The sequence below is a fragment of the Cryobacterium sp. TS_SC_7 genome, from assembly GCF_056156285.1.
Map to the genome: position 1 here is coordinate 1,732,362 of NZ_CM149589.1, position 20,158 is coordinate 1,752,519.

Sequence of the window (20,158 nt, forward strand, 5' to 3'; positions counted from 1 at the left end):
CGCGGGCCCTAGAGCTTGATCTCGATGTTGACGTCGGCCGGCAGGTCGAGACGCATAAGCGAGTCGACGGCCTTCGGGGTCGGGTCAATGATGTCGATCAGACGCTTGTGGGTGCGCATTTCAAAGTGCTCCCGGCTGTCCTTGTACTTGTGAGGCGAACGGATGACACACACCACGTTCTTCTCGGTCGGAAGCGGCACGGGACCGACGACAGTTGCACCCGCGCGGGTCACTGTGTCGACGATCTTGCGCGCCGAGATGTCGATGACCTCGTGGTCATACGACTTAAGTCGAATGCGGATTTTCTGTCCCGCCATGTCGAACTCGCTTTCTTGTCAAGGCTTCGTACATCCCGAGGGCTGCATTGGACGCCGTAGTAGCACTGCTGCTGTCGCACCACTGTTCATCTGTCAATTTCGGTTCGACCGCCAGGCGGTCTTCCCCGAGCCAACCCGCTTCTCCACACTCGCGCGTGGGGGAAGGCATGGATTTACCCAGCATTCCCGGCTGTTGGTTTGAGCTATGTTCTGCTACCCGCGGCCTAACTGTGCACCTGGCGCTTTTTACGGCGAACGGCACAAGCTATGCACTGCCTGGCAGTGATCCCGACACCGCGTGCAGCGCGGCAGTCGAAAGTGTTGAACTAGAAGAGTCTGCCACAGGGGCGGGTCATTGTGCAACCCGGGCGTGTCGCGTGCGGCGTGTCGGCACATCCGCGTCGTTCCGGGCCTCCCCTGCTCTGCACCCCGGGCGCGTCGCCGGCTCGGAATCTCCCCCACAGTTCCCGTTCCGGTCGAGAGTGCCCGCTGCTGCGGTCACTCTCGACCGGAACGGGAACACTCAGCGCACGATAGGGAGGCCGGCCTGAGTCAGGATCCGCTGCAGACGTCGAGGTTCTCGAATGTCGTCGATCCCCCATCGAGCGAAGCTGTTTCCTTCGGCGCGGAGATGATCCTCGCGGGTCTTCTCTGCGTACACAGCCTCCCCCGGTGTCATGGATCCGAGATACTCCTCTTTGAGGTACTTGCCGCGGCCGTCTAGTTCCCCGATTGTGCGGTAGTCCGGCCATTCGGTGTCGGTGTAGTAGAACCCACCGCGGGGATTGACATGCCGACGCTGCAGAATCGGGTCGGGAAATCCGAGCTCGAAGATCACGACGCGGCTTTCAGACTCCCCCGCGTTGGCCGCGAGTCCAGTCCCGAATTCGATCGCCTTCATGGCCTGCCTTCCACCCCGCGGCGACACCACGCGGCCGTGAACCTCGAACAGCTCATCCTTGGTGACACGGTTCTCGACAGTGCTCCGAACCGGGTTGAGGGCGTAATCGATTGCAGAGACACTATCCCGAAGGTGCAGGGCGCGGCCCAGATCAACCAGGGTGCGCTGGGGACTCGTGACCAGCAAACCCCCGAGTTCGACGACATCCGCCGATTCGAGGCCTTCCCGGTGAATCCTGACTCCGTTCTTGCTGCGCGCACTCGAGGCCGGGTCGACGATCAGGTGGACCACCCCCGGCCAGGCGCTGGCTCGTGGATAGCCCCACAGTGCGGCCGCCGAATCGTAGGCAACCACCGGCATCCGTCGCCGGGTGCGCACCACGGCCATGATTCGTGCGCGGTACCGTTCGGCGGGAGTCATGGCCGCCCACAGCGCCTCGTCCACATAGGCGCCGCGGCGAATGCGCTCCCGGGCGCCCGCTGACTCGTCGCGTCTCAGCGGCCTGTCGTCCTGAGCAATTGCTACGACGTCCCGCACCAGGACGAGCCCCGACTTGTGGGTGATCTCGTTGTGTCTCATCCCCTCAGAGTTGCGACGAGGGACGCCAACCCACCCGGCAGGATCGAATCTGTGGGCAGCGGCCCGACCGAGAACACGGGGAGGGGGCAGCCGGCCACATAAACGCACTCGACTGTTGCCGTTCCGGTCGAGAGTGACCGCAAGAGCGGGCACTCTCGACCGGAAAGGTGACTATCGCGGGTCGCTGTGGGGGCAGACGCTAGTCGTTGCCGATCTTGTCGTCGGCGGCCTTGCGGGCACCCTCGATCTTGTCCTCGTGCTTGCCGCCGGTGACCTTGTTGGCCGCGTCGGCGGCTGAGGCGAGCAGCTTGTCGCTGATGTCCTCGGCCTGCTGGCTGGTCAGGGCTTCCTTGACCTTGTTGTCATCCAAGAAATTCCGGGCCTTCTTCGTGATGTCGTCCAGTGCCATGGCTCTGCCTCCTTGTCGGGCTGCGTGGCGCAGCGCGTTCCACATCAGCGTAGTGGTGGAAAGAGGGTGCGAAGAAGGGACGAAAAAAGGGGCCGGTCCCGAAGGACCGACCCCTTGATCTCGACCCGCTCGATCACCGAGGTGACTGTGCGGGCGAAGGGAACTACTTGATGATCTTGGTCACCGTTCCGGCGCCGACGGTGCGGCCACCTTCACGAATGGCGAAGCCGAGGCCCTCTTCCATGGCGATCGGCTGGATCAGCGCGACGTTCATGTCGGTGGTGTCGCCGGGCATGACCATCTCGGTGCCCTCAGGCAACGTGATGACGCCGGTGACGTCCGTGGTGCGGAAGTAGAACTGCGGGCGGTAGTTCGCGTAGAACGGGTTGTGACGCCCACCCTCATCCTTGGACAGGATGTACGCGGTGCCTTCGAAGTCGGTGTGCGGCGTGACCGAACCCGGCTTGACGACAACCTGGCCGCGCTCGACGTCTTCGCGCTTGGTGCCACGAAGAAGAAGACCACAGTTCTCGCCGGCCCATGCCTCGTCGAGCTGCTTGTGGAACATCTCGATACCAGTGACCGTGGTCTTGATGGTCGGGCGGATGCCGACAACCTCGACCTCGGAGTTGATCTTGAGGGTTCCACGCTCGGCGCGGCCGGTGACGACGGTTCCACGACCGGTGATCGTGAAGACGTCCTCGATCGGCATCAGGAAGGGCTTGTCCTTGTCGCGGACGGGCTCCGGGAAGTAGTCGTCGACAGCCTTCATGAGCTCAAGGATGTTGCCGACCCACTTCTCGTCGCCTTCAAGCGCCTTGAGTGCGGAAACGCGAACGACGGGAGCGTTGTCGCCGTCGAAGCCCTGGGCGGAGAGGAGTTCGCGAACCTCGAGCTCAACGAGCTCAAGGATCTCTTCGTCGTCAACCATGTCGGACTTGTTCAGTGCGACGAGCAGGGACGGCACGCCGACCTGCTTCGCCAGCAGAACGTGCTCGCGGGTCTGAGCCATCGGGCCGTCAGTGGCGGCAACCACGAGGATCGCGCCGTCCATCTGAGCAGCACCGGTGATCATGTTCTTGATGTAGTCAGCGTGGCCCGGTGCGTCAACGTGCGCATAGTGACGCTTTTCGGTCTCGTACTCAACGTGCGAGATGTTGATCGTGATACCGCGCTGGCGTTCTTCCGGAGCAGAGTCGATCGACGCGAAGTCGCGCTGAACGTTCGTCTTGGACGGGTACGTGTCGGCAAGGACCTTGGAGATCGCTGCAGTCAGCGTGGTCTTTCCGTGGTCAACGTGACCGATCGTTCCGATGTTTACGTGCGGCTTGGTCCGCTCGAACTTGGCCTTGGCCACTGTGGGTCCTCCTAGGACTCATGGCTCCATCGACCGCTGGTTTGCGGCCGGTGGAACTGCTGGATTTGTGTACTTATGCTACTCGGGCCGGGAGGCCGAAGCGATTTGGGCCCGAAGGCCCGGAGAGACCGGAAAGACTAAGGCTACTCGCCCTTGTTCTTCTGGATGATCTCTTCGGCCACAGCCCGGGGGACCTCCGCATAGCTCTCGAAGGTCATCGAGTACACCGCGCGGCCCGAGGTCTTCGACCTCAGGTCACCGATGTATCCGAACATCTCCGACAGCGGCACGTTGGCGCGAATTACCTTCACGCCCTGAGCGTCCTCCATGGTCTGGATCTGTCCACGACGCGAGTTCAGGTCGCCGATGACGTCGCCCATGTATTCCTCAGGCGTACGTACCTCAACGGCCATCAGCGGCTCGAGCAGAACGGGGTCAGCCTTACGAACGGCTTCCTTGAAGCCCATCGAACCGGCGATCTTGAACGCCATCTCCGAGGAGTCGACGTCGTGCGCGGCGCCGTCAAGCAGGCTTGCCTTGACGCCCACCATCGGGTAGCCGGCCAGGACGCCGACGTGCAGCGCATCCTGGATTCCTGCGTCCACCGAGGGGATGTACTCCCGGGGGATGCGGCCACCCGTGACCTTGTTGACGAACTCGTAGCTCTTGTCGGCAGTGATCTCGAGCGGCTCAATCGCGATCTGAATCTTCGCGAACTGCCCGGATCCACCGGTCTGCTTCTTGTGCGTGTAGTCGTGACGCTCGACCGCCCTGCGGATGGTCTCGCGGTATGCGACCTGGGGCTTGCCGACGTTGGCTTCGACGTTGAATTCACGCCGCATCCGGTCGACCAGGATGTCCAGGTGCAGTTCGCCCATTCCCTTGATGACCGTCTGACCAGTTTCCTGGTTCTGCTCGGTGCGGAAGGTCGGGTCTTCTTCGGCCAGCTTCTGGATCGCGAGACCCAGCTTTTCCTGGTCCTGCTTGGTCTTCGGCTCGATCGCAACCTCGATGACCGGGTCAGGGAACGTCATCGACTCGAGCACGACCTGCGCGTTCGGGTCGCACAGGGTGTCGCCTGTGGTGGTGTCCTTGAGGCCGATGACCGCGTAGATGTGACCGGCGGTCACGAAGGCCACCGGGTTCTCCTTGTTGGCGTGCATCTGGAAGATCTTGCCGATGCGCTCTTTCTTGCCCTTGGTCGAGTTGATGACCTGAGCACCGGAGTCAAGGTGACCGGAGTACACGCGAACGTAGGTCAGACGACCGAAGAACGGGTGCACGGCAACCTTGAACGCGAGGGCCGTGAACGGCTCCGTCGCGTCGGGGTGACGCATGATGACCTTTTCCTCATCGCGAGCGTCGTGGGCCTCGATGGCCGGCACGTCGAGCGGGGTGGGGAGGTAGTCGACGACTGCATCAAGCATCGGCTGGACGCCGCGGTTCTTGAACGCGGAACCGCAGAGGACCGGGTAGATCTCGCTGGAGACCGTGAGCTTGCGGATCGCGTGCTTGATCTCGGAAACGGTGAGCTCTTCGCCGGAGAAGTACTTCTCCATGAGGTCGTCGTCGGTCTCTGCGACGGTCTCGAGAAGCAGCTTGCGGTATTCCGCAGCCTGCTCGACGAGGTCGGCGGGGATCTCTTCGATGGCGTACTTGGAGCCCATCTCGACGTCACCCTTGGAGTCGCCGCGCCAGGTCAGTGCACGCATTTCGACGAGGTCGACAACACCTTCGAAGGTGTTCTCGGCGCCGATGGGCAGCTGGATGACGAGCGGCTTCGCGCCGAGGCGCTTGACGATGGTGTCGACGGTGTAGAAGAAGTCGGCGCCGAGCTTGTCCATCTTGTTGACGAAGCAGATGCGGGGCACGTCGTACTTGTCGGCCTGGCGCCAGACGGTCTCGGACTGGGGCTCAACGCCCTCCTTGCCGTCGAACACTGCGACAGCGCCGTCGAGGACGCGGAGCGAACGCTCCACCTCAACGGTGAAGTCGACGTGACCGGGGGTGTCGATGATGTTGATCTGGTTTTCGGCCCAGAAACAGGTCGTCGCGGCAGACGTGATGGTGATGCCACGTTCCTGCTCCTGCGCCATCCAGTCCATGGTCGAGGCGCCGTCGTGCGTCTCGCCGATCTTGTGATTGACACCCGTGTAGTACAGGATGCGCTCAGTGACGGTGGTCTTGCCAGCATCAATGTGAGCCATGATGCCGATGTTGCGGACCTTACTCAGGTCGGTGAGCACGTCAAGTGCCACAGGGGTCCTCCGGAAGTTTGCTTATGGTGATTGGGGCGAAACAGGGCATCCGGTGTCCGGGCCCCGGTGAGCGTGCGTGTCGAGATTTGATCTCGACAGGCTCGATCACCGGAGCCGGACTCCGGAACGCGACTACCAGCGGTAGTGTGCGAAGGCCTTGTTCGCCTCGGCCATCTTGTGCGTGTCCTCGCGGCGCTTCACAGCGGCACCGAGGCCGTTGGATGCGTCGAGGATTTCGTTGGTGAGACGCTCGGTCATCGTCTTCTCGCGACGAGCCTTGGCGTAGCTGGTCAACCAGCGCAGCGCCAGAGTGTTGGCGCGGTGCGGCTTGACTTCGACGGGCACCTGGTAGGTGGAACCACCGACGCGGCGCGAACGCACCTCGAGGGTCGGGCGCACGTTGTCGAGTGCCTTCTTCAGCGTGACAACGGCATCCGCACCGTTCTTGGCAACGACGCCTTCGAGTGCATCGTAAACGATGCGCTCGGCGAGGCCCTTTTTGCCGTCGAGGAGGATCTTGTTGACAAGCTGGGAGACGATGGGGGCGCCGTATACCGGGTCAGCGATAACGGGACGCTTGGGCGCTGGGCCTTTACGAGGCATTACTTCTTCTCCATCTTGGCGCCGTAGCGGCTACGAGCCTGCTTGCGGTTCTTGACGGCCTGGGTGTCCAGTGCGCCGCGAACGATCTTGTATCGAACACCGGGGAGGTCCTTCACGCGACCACCGCGGACAAGCACCATCGAGTGCTCCTGCAGGTTGTGACCCTCGCCGGGGATGTAGGCGGTGACCTCGGTGCCGTTCGAGAGCTTGACGCGGGCAACCTTGCGGAGGGCCGAGTTCGGCTTCTTCGGCGTGGTCGTGTAAACACGAGTGCACACGCCGCGCTGCTGGGGGTTGGACTTCAGGGCGGGCGCCTTGGTCTTGGTGACCTTGGGGCTGCGGCCCTTTCGTACCAACTGCTGAATGGTGGGCACTAATTACTCCTTGTTATTGCTGCACGGTGACAGCTCATTGATGGTTAGCATTCGAATCGTTCCGTTCCCGGCCCGATCGAGTTCATCTGGACCCACCGACACACGGAATGAATTCCGCGGGCTGAGGCAGGTATGCCGTGGGGGCTGCTCGGAGAGCAAACCCTGTGTGAGTGCCGCATCAGGGCGCCTAAGGTGCGGCACGACAAGATCGCGATGGCATAACTCAAGCGCACGACAAAGCGCACACCTCGAAAGGATATCCCGGGGGTGACCGCCGGGTCAAATGGATGACGAGGGCTCGGGGGTTCGTTCAGCTGTTGTTCAGATGCCCCGAGGCCAGAGCGGGGAGTCGAGCGCGGTGTCGAGGTCGGCGAGGAGTGCCAGCACCCAGGGCTCGACGAATTCGGCGACGGCGGCGCGCATCCGTTCACTGTGGCGGGACAGCTCCAGGCAGACCCGGTTGCCGACCAGGGCGGCATGGCGGTCGGCGAGTTTCACCTCGGCACGGATGGCGGCCTTTTCGTCGGCGGTCAGCGGCGGCGGCGCGGCAGGCGGGGGCGCCGATGCCTCGGGCCGGGCGAGTTCGGCGAAGGTGAACAGGTAGGGGGCGTCGGGTGTGGCCGGCGGATCGAGGTCGAGGCCTGTGTAAGCCGGGTCGAGCCCCTCGGCCGGATGGTAGCTCGCCGCGGCCTTACGCTGCTCGTTCACCTGAATCTCCCGGCTGAGCAGCGGAAGATTCGTCTCAGTGTAGGCGTCGACCTCGGCATCGATCAGATGTTTCATGCGCATGGCGAGGGCGTGCTGCACGGCGTGCGGGACATCCGTGGCCAGGCCGGCGGCGACGATGACCGGCGAGCCGAAGCAGATGCGGCACAGGCGGGTGCGGCCGCGATGCGTGCCGGGGCGCCAACGCGGCAGCCACGCGAGCCAGTCGTCAACCTGCTGGCTGACCCGCGACTCGATGGAACCATCCATGGAAGTTAAGGGTACCCGATCGGGGTGCCCCGCGGTCGGTGAGTTTCGCGGCGGCGATGGCTCAGTCGTCGCCCTGTTCCCACGGCCATTTCGGGCGGCCGCGTTCGGGCATTCGTGAGGCGAGGACCAGAGAGTAGAGCAGGGTGATGATGAAGCCGAGGATGCCCACGGTTACCGCGAACGGGCCCAGCAGGATCGAGACCGCGAACCCCCCGCTGTCGCCTGGGAGGCCCGCGCCGAGCGCGTAGAGCACGGCCCCGGTGAGCACGAAGGCGGCCAACGCACCGAACCCGGTGGCGAGGGCGTAGCCCACGGCGACGCGCTGGTTCTCCGGCCGGGTGCGCAGCCCGAGCAGCAGCATCAGGATGAAAACGAGCACCGCGGCGGCGATGGTCATGCCGGGACCCACGAGAGGTCCGGCGTTGGGGTCGCTGATGACATCCGTATCGGCCAGCAGGCTGATCATTCCGAAGGCGGCAACGAGGAGCGCGGCGTAAAGCACTACCGCGAAGACGGCGACGACCGTCGCGTACTTCTGGTATTCGCGCATCGCTCCCCCTGCCTGCCGTGCATGCCTGCTCGGCCTTCGAGCCGTGCTGTGCCGGGCGCGGTGTGCGCCCGGCCCGACCGGCTAGTTGCTGCGGATGCCCTGCGGCCCTGCGGCGAGGACGCGGTCGTACTCGGCCTTGGCGGTCTCGTTGCGAGCGGTGATGGCACGGCCGTTACGGGCGATCCAGGCACCCGCCCAGATCGGGACCTCGCGGGCGACGACCGCGGCGGCGATGGCGCCCGGGTTCAGCCACTGCTGGCTGATGAAGCGTGCGGCCTGATCGGGCGTGAAGTTCCACGCCTGCACGCTGAGGAGCGCCGCGCCGATGTAGGAGAAGTAGACGGCCACCGCAACGAGGAAGCCGAAGAGCACGTAGGCCCACCAGCCGCCGCGGTTCACGATCAGCACCAGGAGCGCGAAGGCGATGAAGAAGAAGATGACCGGCACGTAGAAGATGGGCAGCACGATGAAGTCGGCAAACTTCGCGGCCGTGTCGGCGATGGACAGGCTGCCGATGCCGGACAGGGCGAACGCGACCACGGCGTAGACGGCGGCGAAGATCACGGTGGAGAGCAGTGCGATCACGACACCGGGGCCGCGGTTGCTCTTGTACCGCGGGGCGGTGGGCGCCTGGATGTAGATGGGGGGCTGCACGCTGGTGTTCGTGGGGGCGTAGGCCGGGGTCTCCGTGGCGTGGCTCTCCGTGGCGCGGGCCTCTGTGGCGCGGGCCTCGGTGGCGTGGGTCTCTGCGGCCGGGGTCGCGACCGGCTCGAGGCGCTGGGTCTCGGCGGTGTTGTTCACCGAGGCGGCGGGGACGTAGGCGGGCGTGGCGGACGCACGAGAGGGGTCGTGGGTGACCGGCGCGGGCGCGGATGCCTCGGGGGCGTCATAGGAGATCGGCTCGCCGACGGGCTCGACCGGGGCGGCCTGGTACGTGCGGGTCTCGGCTGCGTCGGGCTCGGCTGCGGAGTCGTAGTCGACCGGGCCGGTCTCGTGGCGTCCGGGGGTGGTTGCCGCGGCATCCGTTTCGGGGTTGATGTTGCCGTCGTTGGGCGTGTTGTCGCTCATGCTGCACTCCTTACGGGCCTGGCGGCCGCAGTTCTCTCGGGCAACCTTAGCAATCCGCGGGCCCCCGGACGGGGAGCCTCGCGGCGCAGGGTGGGAATCGGCGCGGCGCGGCCGGCGGCTATTCCGCCGCCGGCGCGGCGGCGGCTGCGGGCGGGACGAGCACGTAGACGAGGCCGACGATGGTGGCCGTGACGTCTCCCGTAGGTGACGCCCCCTCGTCGCCAGTCTCGAGCGTTGTGGTCAGTCCCGAGACCATGAAGAGCCGCTTGCCGGTCTGGAGCCCATTGACAAACCTCAGAGCATTTCCGTAGCTTCCCTTGACCGAAACGGTGACCGCAAGTGACGCAAAATTGTCTGCCGTGATCTGGGAGTTCGTGACGGGAGGAACCCCGGCATCCGGTGCGATGGCCGCTTCGGACGGACTCGGTGTCGGCGTCGAGCCCGACTCTTCGACGACTTCTGCTTCAACGGGCGCGGCGACGGGGGCGTAGGGAACCGCGTCGGCCACGGTGATGCCGGTCAGAGTCACCTGGGTCTCGATGGCCAGGGCATCGAGCTGATTCACAAAGGCAGGCATCTCCGTGCCGTTGGGCACGGACGCGCTGAGCGGATCCAGCTCGTCCTTGAGAGCGTCGATACCCTCGAAATCCTTCTTAAGCTGAGCCAGCACCTGCGCCTGTCCGGCGTTGGATGTCTGAACGCTGGTCTTCTCCGCGTCAGCGGCAGCCCGCGCGGCCAGTTGCGGCATGATCCCCACGACCACACCGAGAACCAGGACGAGCACCATGACGAGCACGGAACCGATCATCCACAGTCTGTTCTTGTCCACGATTACTCCCCCTCGGTGACGAAGCGCTGCGCGAACGCCGCATCGTTGACGTGCATGACAATCTCAACCTTGTACACGCCGGTCTCCGGTTCGAGCGTGACGGACCCAGGTAGAGCATCCGCGAATCCTGGCAGGGTCGCGAGGGAGTCCAGCCAAGTGGGGACATCGGGCAGAATCAGGCTTGTTGCAGTGAAGCTCACCGTGGCAACTCGTGCACCCTGCAGCGGCGCGGTGGGCTGCACGTAGATCGCGAGTGGCGAAGCCGAGTCGACGGCGACTGCTTCGATCGTGACGCTGGCGGGCAGAATCGCCTGCACACTCTCGAGGTACTCCTTCCAATCGATTTCGGTCGAGACCCCAACCTGTTGCGCGGCCTTCACCAGGTCCACCTCGCGCTGCACCGAACGAACCTCGACGTACTTGCCCTGCTCAGCTACGAGTTCCGGAGTGAGTGCCTGCTCGCTGGCGAGTTGACTCTGTGCCTGCAGGGCGAGCGCAACGGATGCTCCCGTGCCCACGATCATGATCGCCAGCACGCCGATGACACCCAGGCCGAGACGCCGACGAACGACCGTCGCCGCCCGATCCTTCTTGACTTCCGGCGGAAGCAGGTCAACCGAGGGCTCCCCGCCGATGACGAGCACGTCGCTCTTGCGCTCCCGGCTCATGCTGCACGCCCCAGGGCGAGGCCGAGCGCCACGGCGAAGGAAGGCCCTTTGCTCTGCAGATCATCGGAGTTGAGACCGCGGGCCAGCTCCACAGTCGACAGTGGATCGCCGAGCACAACGGTCAGACGGGTCATTTCGGCCAGAGCCTCCGGGAGTCCCCTCAGTCGGGCGCCACCGCCACTCAGCACGATCATATGCACCGCATCAACCGGACGTGTGTTGACGAAGAAGTTGATGGTGTTGCGGAGGCTCGACAACTGCTCGCTAGCTATTTTGTAGATCAGCTCGACTGCGAGCTTGTCAACGGGGGCCACGGACCCGGTGGCAAGTCCAAGACGCCGTTTGAGTTCGTCGGGCGACTCGGCCTCGGGACCGAAGTCATTCAGCAGCGCTTGGGTGATGTCGTCTCCACCCGTTGCGATGATCCGCACGAATTGCGGGACACCGTTTGTGGCGATGACCACGGTCGTCGTGCTCCCACCGATATCGACGAGTGCGACAGTGCCCTCGACACCCGGTCGGGACAGCAGCACTCGGCTCAGCGCGAAGGGAATCAGGTCGACGTCGATGGCAGTAAGCCCGGCAAGTGTCGTGGCCTTGACGTTCGATAGAACGGTGGCCTTGACCGCAGCGATGAGGAGTCCACGCACCGCGGGGCCGTTGTCGCCAGCCGTCTCGGCAATCGGATAGAAATCGAGCACCGCCTCGGCGACCGGGATGGGGAGCATTTCCTGGACCTCGAACTGCAGAGACTCCCGGATCCGTGAAAGCGACATCTTCGGCACGGTCAGGTCGCGGGCCAGCACCCGTTGGTTGCCCATGCCGAGAACCACGTTCTTGCTCTTGAATCCGCCGGCAGACCAAAGCTGCTTCAAAGCGACCGCGACGGCTTGCGGATCGAGGACTTCGCCGCTGCTCACCGTGCCCGGCAACAACGGGACCTCATGGTAGCGCAGCAGCGTCGGCCTCGACTTGCCTGGGTCACTCACCTCGACTGCGCGGAGCGACACGCTGCCGATATCTATCCCTACGACGCTCGTGACCACGTGTGCACTCCCTTTGTACCGTTGAATCGCTTCATAGCTATGCCAGACCAAGTAGCGTCAAGTAACCGTCCCACACCCGGGAGCCAAAGAAGATCCCGACCCACGCGCCGACCAACATCCATGGCCCAAAAGGGACGCCACTCTTGCGATTCGCCCGCCGCAGGAGTACGAGCACCAGGGCGAAGAGGCCACCCAGCAGAAACGCACCAAAAGCGCCGACGGCGAGCTGGCCCCAGCCGAGGAAGCCCAGGTAGAGTCCGAGCACCCCCGCGAGCTTCACATCGCCGAGGCCCATGCCCCCTGGGTAAACGAGCGCCATCAGGAAGTAGGCACCCCCGAGGGCGGCCAGGCCAATGCCTGCCCGCAGCAGAGCGGGAAGGTCGCCTCCGGCGAGGGCTGCGGTCGCCAGCAGGCCCGCACCGACGAGATAGCTCGGGAGCACGATGGCATTTGGCAGGCGGTGGGTGTCCACATCGATTAGAGCCAAAGCAACGCTCACCGCAGCCAGGTAGAGGTAGGCGGTGATGACGAGGACTGTGCCGAGTGCCGAGCCGGCACCCCCGACGACGATCCAGCCCGACAGGATTCCCCACACGACTGTTCCGAAAAACAGTGCCGTGCCCAGCTCGACCAGCGGATAGCGCGCCGATATGGCGGTGTGGCAGTTGCGGCACTTGCCATGCAAAGCGATCCACGACAACACGGGGACATTGTCGTAGGGCTTGATCGGGGCCGAGCAGCGAGGGCAGGCGCTCGGTGGGGACACGATCGACAGGCCATGCGGAACCCGATAGACGACAACGTTGAGAAAGGACCCGACGACCAGACCGAGGATGCCCCCGAAGACCGCGAGGAGTGTGACCATTCCGCCGGAAATCTCGGCCATCATGGATTCGGCGTCCCGTTCGCATTGAACGCGGATTTCACTTCGATCAGGACGCTGACACCGTAGCTCGTCGAGATCGGGGACAGGAACTTCGGCGGTGCGATGTAGCGAAGGCGCGGATCGTAGACATAGTTCTTCGAGTAGCCGCTGCTGCCGCTGCGCACGATTCCGCGAAATTTCTGAGCGATCGCGCCATTCACTGTCAACTCGCCCCTGTCGCCGCCCGAGTTGTAGTTCTGCACTTGAAAGGTGTGCGCCACGGAGAGGATCGCCGCGTCGATGCGGCGGTCATAGTCTTGCAGCACCTTGTACCCGTTGTCCTGCATGGGGTTCCATACCCAGACGGCATTGTTGCCGACCAGCCCAAGTACGTCGTCACTCGAGTCCACGTATGTGATGTTGCCCGTGACGTACACATAGTTCTCGGCGGCAATGGTCATTTCTCCGTTCAGGGAACCCTTAACGAAGGCATCACCGTTGCGATATCCATATGCGGTGGAGGAGGGCGACTCTTCATCCCGGGACCCGACCGCTGCCGGAAACCCGATTCCGTTACCGGCGCCGGTGGTTCCCGAGTCGCCCCAACACCTAACGACACCCGAAGGCTTGGTGCAGTTGGTGGTGGACGGGTAGGTGTTCGACGCCCACCAGTTCGGGTCCGATGAGCCCGAGGGCACATTCTGCACGAAGACCAGGTTCTGTGCGGGGACCGTGACGATGGCTCCGCCAGGGGCACCCAACTGCCCCGTCGAAGTCCCCGGCGTGCCGCATTCGGCGGGCGTAGTCCCCGACGATGCAGGGGAACCGGCGACCCTCGTCTTCTTGGTCCATGGTGAGCGCACATTCATTGTTCCGTCTGAGTTGAACGTGAACGTGGTCGGCCCGGTGTAGAGGCAGCCCGGCCGGGACACCTCAGAAGGCAGATCAGTGCGCACTTCCTTCTTCATCTCAGCGTTCGTCGGCGGCATCCCAATGACCGGGGCGTAGGAGGGACTCCCCGCGACAGTGAAGACCTGGCCGCCGCAGGTCGTGCCGAGGGAGTTCTTATTGATGTAGCGGCGTCCGGTTGCCGGATTATAGGCGGTCGTCACAGGACCTTTGAAGGTGGCATCGCAGATACGGATTGCATCGTTGGAGTGCATCGGCCCATTGATCACGTCGCCAGAGCCAAAGGCAATCTCGCTGCACCCTGAGGGCCGGCTTTCCCACACATGCTTCGTACAGGTCGATGCATTTACACCGCTTATCTCCGGGTCCTGGATCTCATAGTCCGTGAAGTACAGGAAGTCGATGAACCCTGTCTGCCGCAGGTTGGCGACCACGCTTCGAGTCTCATCTCCGACCCTCCCCGTGGACCGAACCCGAAGAACCCCGGTCGAGTTGTACTTGGAACTGTCTACCTCGTAACGGAAGGACGAATCTCCGCCACTGCCCGGAACAGTCGCCCAGGTTCCGGACGCACCCAAACCGAACGCAGGATTAACCTTTGTCCCCGTGGGAAGAACCAGAGTCGTGCTGGCGGCACTGAACGAAGCCGTCTTGTCACCGTATTGCTGATATGTGTTGTCGTTGGCGATGCGGCTCGAATACTCCTCGACGCCGGCATAGGCAGCGGCCATAGCGCCGGTCCAGTCCTGGTCGGTGCGGGCCTTGACGACCCCACTGAGCGAGAAGGCGAGGGCCGTGCCGACGAGCAACGTGAGCACCGTGCCCATGGCAAGAACCATGATCATCGCCACTCCGCGTTCGTTCACTCCGGCGGCCGCTGGTACATGAATCCTGTTTGTCATGGGAGAACCGTTCGTGGGATGCCGAGATTGGGGATGCCGACGGCATTCGTCAGTGTTACGGCGTGCTTGGAGTCGGTCGGACTCGACTGCACCGAAAGGGTCACTCGAACGGCCGCGATGGTGCGTAATTGTGCCGCGGTGAAGGTGCCCGTCGTCGGGACCGGAAGCGGATCGCCATTCGCCAGCAGGTAGGTGAAGAGCCACGGCGCCGCGGACTGAGGCGATACGCTCTCAGCTAGGATGCGCGTCGATGCCGGGGTCGCCGCAGGGGCAGGAAAACTCCAGTTGCCATTACTGAGAGCCGTCGCCGGCCACCGGCTTTCGACAAGGCGCCGATTGGTGTCGACCGTGAGGCGAATCATGACGGGGCTCTCGGCAGACGAATCGAGGTTGACGTAGGCGTACATGATCAACGTCTCGTTCTGTGCGGAAACGAATGCGGGGTCGCTGAGCGCGTTGCCTGCCACCGGGTTGTCGGTACCGGCACGAATCACGCGGGCCGCTTCATTCATTCCGTTCGATGCCGTCTTGGTATTGGTGTTGATACCCCGTGCCGTCGCGATCGATTGGGTCGTGCTGAGAAAGAGCGCTGTGACGATTGTCATCACAATGCCCAACAGCATGATCGAGACCAACAACTCCGCGAGGCTGAGCCCGGCGTCATTGCCCGCTCCCGGACCGCCCTTCCTGGCCGTCCCCCAGCGGAACCCGGTCACGGTACAACCGCCACGCGGGGATCGAACGTGATGATTCCCGACGCCGGTGTCAACGTTCCGTCACCCGTCATCGTCATCGCGGCTGTTCCGATGAGGTTGGTGGTGGCCGTCCCCGAGGCGCCGGAGTAGAGCTTCCAGGAACCGAAGGGAAGCGCGATGGTCACTGTTCTCGTGGTGCTCGTAGAGAGCACCGCGCCGAACGTGTACTTCATCTCCACTGTGCAGCCGGGGTCATCCGTGCCCGGAGCCGAGGCCTGGGACACCGCGTTCAGGAAGGTGCCGCTGACGCTCTTGAGTGTGACGACTGCGACCCCCATCGGCGCGTTGAAGGCGATTGCGCCGCCTGGAGTCGTGGCAGCCACCGGTTCCCGCTCACCGAGGTAAGTCGTGGCGCCGACCGTTCTGCCGGGCCAGGCCTCGGGATCGACCGATTTGCAGCTGCCGGAGGGGACCATCGGGTCAATGTAGTGCCCGGGCAATGCCACGTAGCCGGCGGGAAAGGGGTGAAGCTGTGCGGGATTCACTGATGCCTGGCGATAGTAGGTGCCGTAGGTGTTCAAATAGGTCATCTCGAGATTGGTCGGCTTGATTACCGGGCCGGCCGTGTAGTTCGAGGCGTAGGTGGCGGTGAAGTTTCCGGCCAGGTCGAACTGGAATCCGGCGGACGCAGCGGCTCCGGCGGCCACATCCACCGTGCTGACGCTGGTTCCGAGGGATTGGGCCGTATCGACGTATCCGGTCTTCGTGATCTTCACGTCGTAGGTTCCGGGGGCGACCTTCAGGATGTAGCTGCAACCCTGCGCATCCGTTGCCAGGGGCGCCACGGTGAGAGCTACTGCGGTGTTACCTGAAATGGCCGATGGAGAGGCGGTCACCGCGATTCCATCGCTTCCGGTTCCAGAAGCGTTGAGCACGGAGACGAGGATGGTGCCGAGGCTCGGATCGTTGATGCGGCCTTCTGGCGCGAGAACAGTGTGGCTCTGTACCGCCGGCGTGGACGCGCGCATGCCGGTCCAGGTCACGGAGATATTGACTCGCTTATATTGCAGGGTGCCACCGCCAGCGCCGCAAGAGGCGTCTGTGCCTCCGGTGAACCAGTTCGTGGAACGTTCGACGCTGTACGTGTCAGCGCCGACGGTCACGGAGGTGGTGTCGTCGAGAACCTGAAAGACGTCGGTCACCGACCGGAGAAGGTCGACCTCCTCAGCAGCGAGATTCGCAGCCACCTCGCGCTGGCGGGCGTCATCGGTCATCGTGAGGGAGAGGGTCAGCGAGTAGGCCACCGCGATGGAGATCATGGCGAAGACCATCATGGCCACGAGAATCTCGACCAGGGAGAGGCCCGCCTCATCCATTGGCCGTCTTTGGACGCCAGGGAGTGCCTTCACGGCTGGCCTCCTTGGAATGTCACGGTTGTGAAAGAAATGCACTTCCCAAGGGAAATGGTGGGGCGCAACGTACGACGCCCCACCACATCACTCAGACAGCTTCAGTACTGGCCGGGTTACGGGCAGCCGCCAGCTTCCACAGCACTGGCCTGCGTGATACGGAACTTGTTGGTGGTCTTGCCGACACCGTCGATGCAGAAGGAGGTTGCTGCAGCCGCGACTGTGCCCTTCCACGCGATGGATGTCGTGGTATCCGAACTCAGCGTGAAGCCGTACTTGGTCAGGGTCGCGCTATCGATCGTTGCCGGAAGTCCTCCGGTATCGGTCTGGTAGGCGATCACGGCAATTTTCGCATTGGTGAGGTCGGACTTCACGCCGGCGTCCTTGGCGTTGTTCTGGATGCCCAGGTAGACCGGAATTGCGATCGCGGCGAGGATACCAATGATGATGACGACGACGAGGAGCTCGATCAGGGTGAAACCGTTCTCGTTTGCGTCGGGGTCGTTACGGCGGCGGTTGAGGGCGGCGAGGCTGCGAGAGAGCACGGGGATCCATTCACTAGGGGGCATTGAACTAGCGGTCGGGTCCGCTGGGGCTCTAATAATATTCGCAGGTTATTTTCAGCCACGACCCAAGAAGGAGGGGTATTTTTACGTTCTCTTGCCCCCAGTCTTGGGGGCACCGAACTGAGGGTCGTAGAGACCGCTACTGAATGGCGCCAGCGATGCTGAAGATGGGCATGTACAGGGCGATGACCATGCCTCCGATGACAACGCCAAGGAAGGCGATCAGGAGGGGCTCAATGGCCGCCGTGAGCTGCTCTGTCGAGGACTCAACCTCCTGGTCGTAAAAATCCGCGATCTTGTTGAGCATGGTCTCCAGCGAACCGGCATCCTCACCGACGGCGATCATCTGCGTGACCATCGGGGGGAAAACGGGCTGCAGGATCAGCGGACCCGAAATGGATTGCCCCTGGCGCACAGACTCCGCCACCTTGGTGAGGGCGTCCTGGATAACCCAGTTTCCGGACGTCTCGCCAACGATCTTCAGGGCCTGCAGAATCGGCACGCCGGCGCCGATCATATTCGCGAAGTTTCGGCTGAATCGCGCCACGGCGATCTTCTTCAGCAGCGAACCGAAGACCGGCAGCTTGAGCTTAAGAGGGTCGAGTCTCATGCGAACGCGGTCGGTGTGCTTGTTAGTGCGCCACCAGATGGCGAAGCCGATACCGAGGACGGCCATGACCGGGACGATGAAGATCATGGAGTTGGATACATTGACCAGGACCTTTGTCGGAAGGGGCAGCTCGCTGCCCAGACCGGAGAACATGTTTTCGAAGATCGGCACGATGAAGATCAGCATGATCATGACCGACACGAGTGACATCAGCAGAACGATCACCGGGTAGGTCATCGCCGACTTGATGGTGCCGCGCAGCTTGACCTCCTTTTCGAAGTTCGCTGCGATCGATTCGAGGGCCCGGTCCAGGAAACCGCCGGTCTCGCCGGCCCGCACCATGTTGATCATGATCGGGGGAAAGGACTCCCTGTGCTTGCCAAAAGCATCCGAGATCGAAACTCCGGTCTCCACATCGTCGCGCACGTCCACAAGGATTTTGGCCAGCGGCTTACACTCGGTCTGCTCAGCCAGGATGTTGAGGGTGCGCAGGAGGGAAAGTCCTGAACCGATCATGGTGGCCATCTGACGGCTCATGATGGCGAGGTCTTTCAGGCCGACGCCCTTGGTGAAGCCGGGGATCGAGATTTCCCGGTTCAATCCGGTCGCTTCGGCAGACTCAGCGATGGTGATCGGTGAGATACCCATCGCGTTCAGTCTGGAGGCGACACCACCCTCGCTGGCACCGTCGAGGCGACCCTTGACCGTCTTGCCTTGTGCGTCGCGCCCCGTGTACGCATAGGTCTGCGTCGACGCCATCAGCGGCTGACGTGGGAGTAGGTGTCGCCGTAGTCGATGCCACCACCCATGTTCCGTGCTGCCACGTCGGCCGAAGTGTCCGCCCGCTTGATCAGCTGGCCGATGCTGTCGGCGTCATGGGCCTTATCGATGGCCGCCTGACGGGTGATCTGGCCGCTGTCGACGAGGTCGGCCAGGTGCTGATCCATGGTGTGCATGCCCTCTGCGGCGCCGGCCTGCATCATCGACGTGATCTGGTGGGTCTTGCCCTCCCGGATGAGGTTCGCGATGGCGGGCGTCGTGACCAGGATCTCGGTGGCGACGACACGCCCGCCGCCGTTGGCTTTCTTGACCAGGGTCTGGCAGACCACGCCGCGCAACGTCGCCGCGAGCTGGGTGCGGATCTGACCCTGCTGGTGCGGCGGGAACACGTCGATCATACGGTCGATGGTCTGGGCGGCATCCTGCGTGTGCAGGGTGGCGAAGACCAGGTGGCCGGTCTCGGCGGCAGTCAACGCCACCGAGATGGTCTCCAGGTCGCGCAGCTCGCCGATCAGGATGATGTCCGGGTCCTGACGCAGCACGTGCTTGAGGGCAGCGGCGAAGCTCAGTGTGTCATGGCCGACTTCGCGCTGATTGACGAGGGATTTCTTGTGCTTGTGCAGGAATTCGATCGGGTCCTCGACGGTGACGATGTGGTCGGCACGCGTGCTGTTGGCGAGGTCGACCATGGCCGCCAGGGTCGTGGACTTGCCGGAACCCGTAGGGCCGGTCACAAGCACGAGGCCGCGGGGCATCAGCGAGAAGCGGCCGACCGATTCGGGCACACCCAGAGCCTTCAGCGGCTTGATCTCGCGCGGGATGAGACGGAACGCCGCACCGATCGAGTTGCGCTGGTGATAAAAGTTCACCCGGAACCGGGCACCGGCCGCCGTGAAGGCGAAGTCCAGCTCGCGGTCGATCTCGAACCGCTGCTGGTCGAGTGGGGAAATGATGCTGAAGAGCGCAGCGTGCACCTTCTCGGGCATCCACTTCTCCAGCCCCTCGATCGGGCGCAGGCTGCCATCCATTCGGATGGTCGGCGGAGCACCGACCGTGATGTGCAGGTCTGAGGCATCCAACTCGAGCACGAGGGTGAGCGCCTCGATCAGGTCAGGGTCGGCCTGCCGGCCGTCGGGGCCGATGTGCGGTGGGGCCTTCACCTTGACCGGCGCCGGGGTCTCCGCACGGTCAGCCTCGAGAGCGGCACGTCGGCCGGAGGGGACCTGGCGAGCTCCATGCCGGTAGATCAGCTCATCGTCGAATGGCTCGGCCGAGCCGATGGAGGCTACCGGAAGCTCCGTGGTGGCCACGTCAACAATATGCAGCGCCTCGGTGTCGTTCGAGACCACCGGGTCGGCGACGGCTACAGCCACCGCCAGAGTGGGCGCATCGCCGGCGTCAGGCTCGCCGATGGGCGTCGGGTCCCACCAGGAGACCGTCTCCCCCGGCTGGATCGCTGGAATTTCGTAAATCGGCTTGTCCATATGA

General features: G+C 63.6%; 20 protein-coding genes. All 20 read right to left on the reverse strand.

The window, feature by feature from the left end:
* Positions 1-8: 8 nt before the first annotated feature.
* The 20 genes from rpsJ to AC0J5J_RS08155 all read right to left on the reverse strand — a co-directional run bounded on the left by rpsJ (position 9) and on the right by AC0J5J_RS08155 (position 20,154).
* Positions 9-317, reverse strand: coding sequence for a 30S ribosomal protein S10 (gene rpsJ, locus AC0J5J_RS08060; protein ID WP_035834607.1), 309 nt, complete (start codon positions 315-317; stop codon positions 9-11).
* Between the two features lie 523 nt (positions 318-840).
* Positions 841-1,797 carry a hypothetical protein gene (locus AC0J5J_RS08065; protein ID WP_474897411.1) on the reverse strand — a complete coding sequence of 319 codons (957 nt, stop codon included), beginning with the start codon at positions 1,795-1,797 and terminating at the stop codon, positions 841-843.
* A gap of 199 nt (positions 1,798-1,996) precedes the next feature.
* Positions 1,997-2,206 carry an antitoxin gene (locus AC0J5J_RS08070; protein ID WP_134424415.1) on the reverse strand — a complete coding sequence of 70 codons (210 nt, stop codon included), beginning with the start codon at positions 2,204-2,206 and terminating at the stop codon, positions 1,997-1,999.
* A 163-nt stretch (positions 2,207-2,369) separates the two neighbouring features.
* Complete coding sequence (gene tuf, locus AC0J5J_RS08075) at positions 2,370-3,563, reverse strand: elongation factor Tu (RefSeq protein WP_104171753.1); 1,194 nt, start codon at positions 3,561-3,563, stop codon at positions 2,370-2,372.
* A 143-nt stretch (positions 3,564-3,706) separates the two neighbouring features.
* Positions 3,707-5,821, reverse strand: a complete 2,115-nt coding sequence (gene fusA / locus AC0J5J_RS08080) for an elongation factor G (protein ID WP_134424414.1) — start codon at positions 5,819-5,821, stop codon at positions 3,707-3,709.
* Positions 5,822-5,953: 132 nt separating this feature from the next.
* Positions 5,954-6,424: a 30S ribosomal protein S7 gene (gene rpsG / locus AC0J5J_RS08085; RefSeq protein ID WP_066597688.1), complete on the reverse strand. Its 471-nt coding sequence runs from the start codon at positions 6,422-6,424 to the stop codon at positions 5,954-5,956.
* Positions 6,424-6,798, reverse strand: a complete 375-nt coding sequence (rpsL, locus tag AC0J5J_RS08090) for a 30S ribosomal protein S12 (RefSeq protein ID WP_055811472.1) — start codon at positions 6,796-6,798, stop codon at positions 6,424-6,426. Before rpsL ends, rpsG begins: the two co-directional genes overlap by 1 nt.
* A 321-nt stretch (positions 6,799-7,119) precedes the next feature.
* Entirely contained in the window at positions 7,120-7,773 is a 654-nt protein-coding gene (locus tag AC0J5J_RS08095) for a spermidine/putrescine ABC transporter substrate-binding protein (protein WP_474897413.1), read from the reverse strand.
* A gap of 61 nt (positions 7,774-7,834) precedes the next feature.
* Positions 7,835-8,323, reverse strand: coding sequence for a DUF6121 family protein (locus AC0J5J_RS08100; protein WP_474897415.1), 489 nt, complete (start codon positions 8,321-8,323; stop codon positions 7,835-7,837).
* Between the two features lie 81 nt (positions 8,324-8,404).
* The gene (locus AC0J5J_RS08105; protein WP_474897417.1) at positions 8,405-9,391 is read right to left on the reverse strand and encodes a hypothetical protein; all 987 of its coding nucleotides are present in this window, start codon (positions 9,389-9,391) and stop codon (positions 8,405-8,407) included.
* Between the two features lie 118 nt (positions 9,392-9,509).
* Positions 9,510-10,220 carry a hypothetical protein gene (locus AC0J5J_RS08110; protein ID WP_474897419.1) on the reverse strand — a complete coding sequence of 237 codons (711 nt, stop codon included), beginning with the start codon at positions 10,218-10,220 and terminating at the stop codon, positions 9,510-9,512.
* Positions 10,221-10,222: 2 nt separating this feature from the next.
* On the reverse strand, positions 10,223-10,888 hold the full coding sequence (locus tag AC0J5J_RS08115) for a hypothetical protein (RefSeq protein ID WP_474897421.1): 666 nt from the start codon (positions 10,886-10,888) through the stop codon (positions 10,223-10,225).
* A complete protein-coding gene (pilM, locus tag AC0J5J_RS08120; protein ID WP_474897423.1) occupies positions 10,885-11,934 on the reverse strand; it encodes a type IV pilus assembly protein PilM in 1,050 nt (349 codons plus the stop codon). The genes AC0J5J_RS08115 and pilM overlap by 4 nt, the downstream gene beginning before the upstream one ends.
* A 37-nt stretch (positions 11,935-11,971) precedes the next feature.
* Positions 11,972-12,823, reverse strand: coding sequence for a prepilin peptidase (locus tag AC0J5J_RS08125; RefSeq protein ID WP_474897425.1), 852 nt, complete (start codon positions 12,821-12,823; stop codon positions 11,972-11,974).
* On the reverse strand, positions 12,820-14,610 hold the full coding sequence (locus tag AC0J5J_RS08130) for a hypothetical protein (RefSeq protein WP_474897427.1): 1,791 nt from the start codon (positions 14,608-14,610) through the stop codon (positions 12,820-12,822). Before AC0J5J_RS08130 ends, AC0J5J_RS08125 begins: the two co-directional genes overlap by 4 nt.
* The gene (locus AC0J5J_RS08135; RefSeq protein ID WP_474897428.1) at positions 14,607-15,326 is read right to left on the reverse strand and encodes a prepilin-type N-terminal cleavage/methylation domain-containing protein; all 720 of its coding nucleotides are present in this window, start codon (positions 15,324-15,326) and stop codon (positions 14,607-14,609) included. Before AC0J5J_RS08135 ends, AC0J5J_RS08130 begins: the two co-directional genes overlap by 4 nt.
* A complete protein-coding gene (locus tag AC0J5J_RS08140; protein WP_474897430.1) occupies positions 15,323-16,681 on the reverse strand; it encodes a type IV pilus modification PilV family protein in 1,359 nt (452 codons plus the stop codon). The genes AC0J5J_RS08135 and AC0J5J_RS08140 overlap by 4 nt, the downstream gene beginning before the upstream one ends.
* 149 nt (positions 16,682-16,830) lie before the next feature.
* Complete coding sequence (locus AC0J5J_RS08145) at positions 16,831-17,259, reverse strand: type II secretion system protein (RefSeq protein WP_474897431.1); 429 nt, start codon at positions 17,257-17,259, stop codon at positions 16,831-16,833.
* A 160-nt stretch (positions 17,260-17,419) separates the two neighbouring features.
* Positions 17,420-18,649 carry a type II secretion system F family protein gene (locus tag AC0J5J_RS08150; protein WP_474897432.1) on the reverse strand — a complete coding sequence of 410 codons (1,230 nt, stop codon included), beginning with the start codon at positions 18,647-18,649 and terminating at the stop codon, positions 17,420-17,422.
* On the reverse strand, positions 18,649-20,154 hold the full coding sequence (locus tag AC0J5J_RS08155; RefSeq protein ID WP_474897433.1) for a type IV pilus twitching motility protein PilT: 1,506 nt from the start codon (positions 20,152-20,154) through the stop codon (positions 18,649-18,651). Before AC0J5J_RS08155 ends, AC0J5J_RS08150 begins: the two co-directional genes overlap by 1 nt.
* Positions 20,155-20,158 lie beyond the last annotated feature (4 nt).

Bases quoted from the DNA above. Each gene is read 5' to 3' on its own strand.
- rpsJ (WP_035834607.1), bottom strand. From the start codon at position 317: ATGGCGGGACAGAAAATCCGCATTCGACTTAAGTCGTATGACCACGAG.
- AC0J5J_RS08065 (WP_474897411.1), bottom strand. From the start codon at position 1,797: ATGAGACACAACGAGATCACCCACAAGTCGGGGCTCGTCCTGGTGCGG.
- AC0J5J_RS08070 (WP_134424415.1), bottom strand. From the start codon at position 2,206: ATGGCACTGGACGACATCACGAAGAAGGCCCGGAATTTCTTGGATGAC.
- rpsG (WP_066597688.1), bottom strand. From the start codon at position 6,424: ATGCCTCGTAAAGGCCCAGCGCCCAAGCGTCCCGTTATCGCTGACCCG.
- AC0J5J_RS08095 (WP_474897413.1), bottom strand. From the start codon at position 7,773: ATGGATGGTTCCATCGAGTCGCGGGTCAGCCAGCAGGTTGACGACTGG.
- AC0J5J_RS08100 (WP_474897415.1), bottom strand. From the start codon at position 8,323: ATGCGCGAATACCAGAAGTACGCGACGGTCGTCGCCGTCTTCGCGGTA.
- AC0J5J_RS08105 (WP_474897417.1), bottom strand. From the start codon at position 9,391: ATGAGCGACAACACGCCCAACGACGGCAACATCAACCCCGAAACGGAT.
- AC0J5J_RS08115 (WP_474897421.1), bottom strand. From the start codon at position 10,888: ATGAGCCGGGAGCGCAAGAGCGACGTGCTCGTCATCGGCGGGGAGCCC.
- AC0J5J_RS08125 (WP_474897425.1), bottom strand. From the start codon at position 12,823: ATGATGGCCGAGATTTCCGGCGGAATGGTCACACTCCTCGCGGTCTTC.
- AC0J5J_RS08130 (WP_474897427.1), bottom strand. From the start codon at position 14,610: ATGACAAACAGGATTCATGTACCAGCGGCCGCCGGAGTGAACGAACGC.
- AC0J5J_RS08140 (WP_474897430.1), bottom strand. From the start codon at position 16,681: ATGGATGAGGCGGGCCTCTCCCTGGTCGAGATTCTCGTGGCCATGATG.
- AC0J5J_RS08150 (WP_474897432.1), bottom strand. From the start codon at position 18,649: ATGGCGTCGACGCAGACCTATGCGTACACGGGGCGCGACGCACAAGGC.
- AC0J5J_RS08155 (WP_474897433.1), bottom strand. From the start codon at position 20,154: ATGGACAAGCCGATTTACGAAATTCCAGCGATCCAGCCGGGGGAGACG.